General features: G+C 68.6%; 2 protein-coding genes. Both read right to left on the reverse strand.

Annotated elements, in window-relative coordinates:
* Nucleotides 1-167 precede the first annotated feature (167 nt).
* Entirely contained in the window at nucleotides 168-1,508 is a 1,341-nt protein-coding gene (locus ACZ7GX_RS17830; RefSeq protein WP_498777924.1) for an extracellular catalytic domain type 1 short-chain-length polyhydroxyalkanoate depolymerase, read from the reverse strand.
* Between the two features lie 92 nt (nucleotides 1,509-1,600).
* Complete coding sequence (locus ACZ7GX_RS17835) at nucleotides 1,601-3,427, reverse strand: alpha-galactosidase (RefSeq protein WP_498777927.1); 1,827 nt, start codon at nucleotides 3,425-3,427, stop codon at nucleotides 1,601-1,603.
* Nucleotides 3,428-4,984 lie beyond the last annotated feature (1,557 nt).

Consider the following 4,984-nt stretch of genomic DNA (forward strand, 5'->3'; position numbering starts at 1 on the left):
ACACGACAACCACACCCCCTCGGCTAAGGAGGATCTCCCTTTCGGTTTGTCCTTTTTTTTCCTTGTGGGGGGGGTTGTCGGCGCCGCCGCCCGCCCCCCCCCCCCCCCCCCCCCCGCACCGGTGATGTTGTGCGGGCCGTGGAGTCGACCTTCGGCTCGTCACCGCGTCACGTGCGGGCCCACCGCTGGTTGGCCTGCCCGTTGCAGGTCCACAGCCGCGCGGGCGCGCCGTTGGCGGTCGAACCGCCGGCGACCTCCAGGCACAACCCCGACTGCACGCCGGTGATCGAGCCGTCGGCGTTGAGCCGCCACTTCTGGTTGGTGCCGCCGTGGCACGTCCAGATGATCACCAGGGTGCCCGCGGTCGTGCCGGCGTTCTCGGCGTCGAGGCAACGCCGGGAGGTGGCGCTGTAGACGGACAGCTCCTGCGTCGTGGTGGACGTCCACTGCTGGTTGGGCCCGTTCCAGCAGTCCCACACCTGGAGCCGGGTGCCGGTGGTGGTGGACTGGTTCGGCACGTCCAGGCACTTCCCGGCGCTCACCGAGCGCAGCGGACCGGTGGCGCCGCCACCGCCGCCACCGTCGAGGCCGAGGAACGAGATGGCGTAGGCGAGCATCCCCGCCTGCGGCAGGGTGTGCCCGGTGCCCGTGATGCTGATGCCCTCCACCGTGGCCGTGGTGCCGGTGTCGCCGTAGCGGGTCCGCGTCCAGCTCGACTGCGGGCGGTCGGTGAAGGAGGGTGTCTGGCTCAAGCCGCGGACGTTGGTCCACTGTTTGATCTCTTCGCCGAAGTTGCGGTAGGCCAGGGTGGTGTCCTGGTCACCGTGCCACAGCTGCATCCGGGGGTAGGAGCCGGTGTAACCGGGGTACATGGACCGGGCCAGGTCGCCCCACTCCTGCGCGGTCTTGACGATGTTCCCGCTGGAGCACTGGCTGTTCCACAGCGAGCCGTTGGTGGTGGCGAAGCACCCCGCCGGCACCCCGGAGAAGGCCGAGGCCGCGGCGAAGACGTCCGGGTACTGGGCCGCCAGCACGTTGGTCATCATGGCCCCGGACGAGAACCCGCTGACGACGATGCGGGCCGGGTCGACGTTGTAGCGCTGGCGGGTCCAGTCGACCATGGACATGATGCCCGTGGAGTCGCTGCCGCCGTTGCGGGTCAGCCCGGCGCGGGTGGACACGTCGAAGCAGCGACCCTCGCGGGTCGCCTCGGGCACCACGACGACGTAGCCGTACCGGTCGGCTGCGGTGGCGAAGTCACGCCCGTTGCCGTTGAAGATCGCGCCGGCCGACCCGCCGCAGTAGTGCACGAGGACCAGCAGGGCGGGACGGGGTGCGACGTTGTCGGGCACGTAGACGTACATGCCCAGGTTGGTCGGGTTGGCGCCGAAGTCGGTGACGCGGGTCAGCGTGGCGGCCGAAGCCGGCCCCGCCGACACCAGCGCGACGCCGAAGACGAGCGACAGCAGCGACGCCATCGTCAACAGGGTGGTGAGCATTCGTCTCATGTGTTCCTCCTGAATGGACTGTCGCCGTTCCCGTAGCCGTGCGCGCAGCGGCACGGTCGGGCCGTTGGTGGACGGCCCGACCGGATGACCCACTACGCGGCCTGCCGCCGCCACTGCTGGTTGGCGCTGCTGCTGTTGCAGGTCCACTGGACGAGTTGGGCGCCGTCGGTGGTAGCGGCCTCGGACACGTCCAGGCACTTGCCGCTGTGCTGCGCGATCAGCCGCACGTGGTCGCTGCCGGCGTCCTCGAAGCGCCAGCGCTGGTTGGTCTGGCCGTTGCACGTCCACTGCACGACCCGTGCCCCGTCCGCGGTGGCCGAACCACCGCCGTAGACGTCGAGGCACTTGCCGCTGCCGACGTTGACCACCTCGCTGTAGCCGCCACCGACGTCGCGGACACGCCAGCGCTGGTTGGTCTGGCCGTTGGGCGCCCACTGGACGACGTTGCCCCCGTCTGCGGTCGAGGCGTTGTAGACGTCGGCCACCTTGCCGCTGTGCCGCGCGGTGAAGGTCTCGGCGGTGGGCACGGGCACGGTGGAGCGCGGGGTGAGCCGGTAGAGACCGGAGCCGTGGGCGGGCAGCGAGCGGGACAGCGTGCCGCTCACGGTGCCCAGGCTCGCGCCCGACCACAGGTCCACCACCGAGGCGGAACCCATGCCCAGTTCGGCGAGCGAGGCCGACACGGTCGAGGTGCCGGTGCCGCGGTTGAACAGGGCGAGGTACTTGTCATCGCTGCCGGGCACGTCGGCGGTCCACGCGGTGTGCGTGCCCGAGAACAACTGACGGTTGTTGAGGCTGTGCTGGTCGACGGCCAGCACGGCGGTGTTGGTCATCAGCGCCAGCTCGGAGGCCCGGTTCTGGGTCAGGTCCCCGCCCCACATCAGCGGCGAGCGGGTGATCGACCACAGGGTCATCAGGGTCCGCTGCTCGTCGGCGGTGAGGTTCGAGTAGCGCGGTGAGCCCACGGGTCCCTGCTGCGACAGGCGCCCGATCGGGATCATGTCCGGGTCGGGCCACGCGCCGGGCCGGCGGTGCGGCGTCCACGCGTGCAGCCGCTCGAACAGGGCGTCCAGCGCTGACCAGTTGTCCCACAGGTCGTTGACGATCCGCCACATGTTGGCGTTGGCCGAGACGTGCGCACCGTTGCCGGTGGAGGTCGGGCCGGGCGAGAGGCTGAGCACCATGGGCCGCCCGCTGCGCTGGATGGCCGTCTTGTAGCCCTCGATCTCGGCTTGACGGTAGGTGGGCGCGGCGATGTCGTCGACCTTGACGTAGTCCACGCCCCACGACGCCAGCAGCTTGAACTGGGCGTCGAGGTAGGACTGGGCGCAAGGGTTGGTCATGTTCAGGCCCCAGTTGAGGTTCAACCAGGCCGCGGTGGTGTTGTTGTTGATCTGGTTCGCGCGGCAGCTCGTGCCCGGCACGGGTAGGTTGTCGGCGACCACCTGGCGCGGGATGCCGCGCATCAGGTGCACGCCGAACTTCAGGCCCTGGGCGTGGATGTAGTCGGCCAGCGGCTTGAACCCGTTGGAACCCGCGGCGGAGGGGAAGCGGGTGGTGTCGGGCAGCAGCAGGCCGCCCGCGTCGGTGCGCAGCCGGGGCTGGAAGTTCGCGTCCTGGTTCGGGCTGCCGGTCCCCCGGCCGGGGTAGTACCAGGCCCAGTCGATGACGATGTACTGCCAGCCGTGCTGCTTGAGGTTGTCGCGCATGTAGTCGGCGTTGGCCTTGACCTGGGCCTCGGTCACGTTCCAGTTGAACGAGTCGTAGCTGTTCCAGCCCAGTGGCGGCGTCGTGGCCACTCCGTTGTCCCACGCCGACGCCGACTCCTCCGATCCCGGGGTCAAGGTCGTGACGGACAACGCGGCGGCGGCCAGCAGCACGCCCACCCGCCGCAGGGATGATCTCCGGATCCCACCCACGGTGCCTCCTGCTCGTCGTTGAGAAGGCGCTCCCACCGATCACGAGAAATGCTCGATGAGCACGCTAACAGTTTGCAACTGGCTCGGTGATCTGCGTCTGCGAGTCGCTTGGCACCAATGAAGAGTGTCAAGGATCTCCGCTTGGTTAGCGCTCACAATCGAGCGAGCGAGCTGCTGGAGACCGCCTCCCCCCACCGTGCCCCGCAACCGGGACCTGGCGGCTTCGTCGACTTCGGACGGAACTTCGACAACACGACGGCGAGAGGTTCCGCGGCAGCGTTGCCACGGCAGCGCCGCGGCAGCTGGAAGCACCGATCAGATCGACCGTGCCCCTGATGCGTCGGAGGTGCACCCGCTCATGTTCGCGTTCACATCATGACTCTCGAATCGATTCGAAGCCAATGACCCAATCGGGGTAAGCCGGCGGTTTACCCAGTTGGCGGCCCTTTTGAGACGGCAAGTTGCCTTCGCCTACATCCCGAGTACGTAGTGAGCGCTCACATGACAGGGCCCGGCACCGTTGACCCGCACCCCTCGCGCGGCTACATTGGCCCGAAACTTCAGGTTGTAGCACCGAAAGTCATGACGACCGGTCACATCGGCGCACGGGAGTCCTCCCGTGGTCGGCAATGTCCTCAATGGACTTCGATCGACACCGAACACCCGTCAGGCCGACGCCACCAGGGAGGAAGTTGTGCGCACGCAGAACCACATCGCTCCCCGGCACGGCGACCACGACCTGACTCCCAGCTCCTCAGCCGCACATCACGTTGTCGTGGGACCACTTGGTCCCCGCCGGCACGGTAGCCGCATTGACCGCGGTGTTCGCACCGGCTTCGGCGGCCGCCTGCAGAGGTGGCGGTCCGGCTCGATCATTGACAGACGGGCACCCGATCGGGAAACTCCTGTGACACGTCAGCGCGCGTGCTGGAACCACCCAGCCCCGCGAACCGCAGGGAGACGCCGGCGGGTTACCACCTCGAATGCCGACGTGCCGCCGTCTACCACCTGTTGTTAACGCTAACACACTGTTTCACCACACCGAAGTCGACGCCGACACCGCCGGTCGGTCGCTCGTCGAAGTGTCGAACTTGCGCCTGTCACAGCGGAGAGGCCCGAGATGTCCACAGCTTCGTCGCAGTTGCGAGAACCGGTCGCGGGGTCGCGTCGGTGCTGCGCGCCGCATGGTCGGCGTGAGAGCCATGCAGCCGGTCACGGCAGCGAATCCCCGGCACTTCGCCCTTCCGCAGTGTGGATCTCGACGACCACCTAGCTGACACCGCCGCCCGCGGCCGCTTCCCGGGCATCCGATCGCGGATCACCCGTGACGTGTTCGCGCGCCCGTCGTGACGATCCGGTCCGGACAGCCCTCGCACGTTCTGATCCCTCCTGCACCCCCTGGCGCCCCATTGCCAATCCATGGAACGATCCATCAACGACGAAGGAACGCCATGACCCGAGCACTCCCGTCCCCCCCCCCCCCCCGCCGCGGGCGGTTTGCCGCTGTGTTGGGAGCCGCCGCCCGTGTGGTTGCGGGCGTGGCCGCAGCGACGACCC

This window comes from Actinosynnema sp. NPDC037264 (assembly GCF_055603705.1).

What these genes read in the sequence shown, in the direction of transcription:
- ACZ7GX_RS17830 (WP_498777924.1), bottom strand. Translation starts at nt 1,508, where the DNA reads ATGAGACGAATGCTCACCACCCTGTTGACGATGGCGTCGCTGCTGTCG.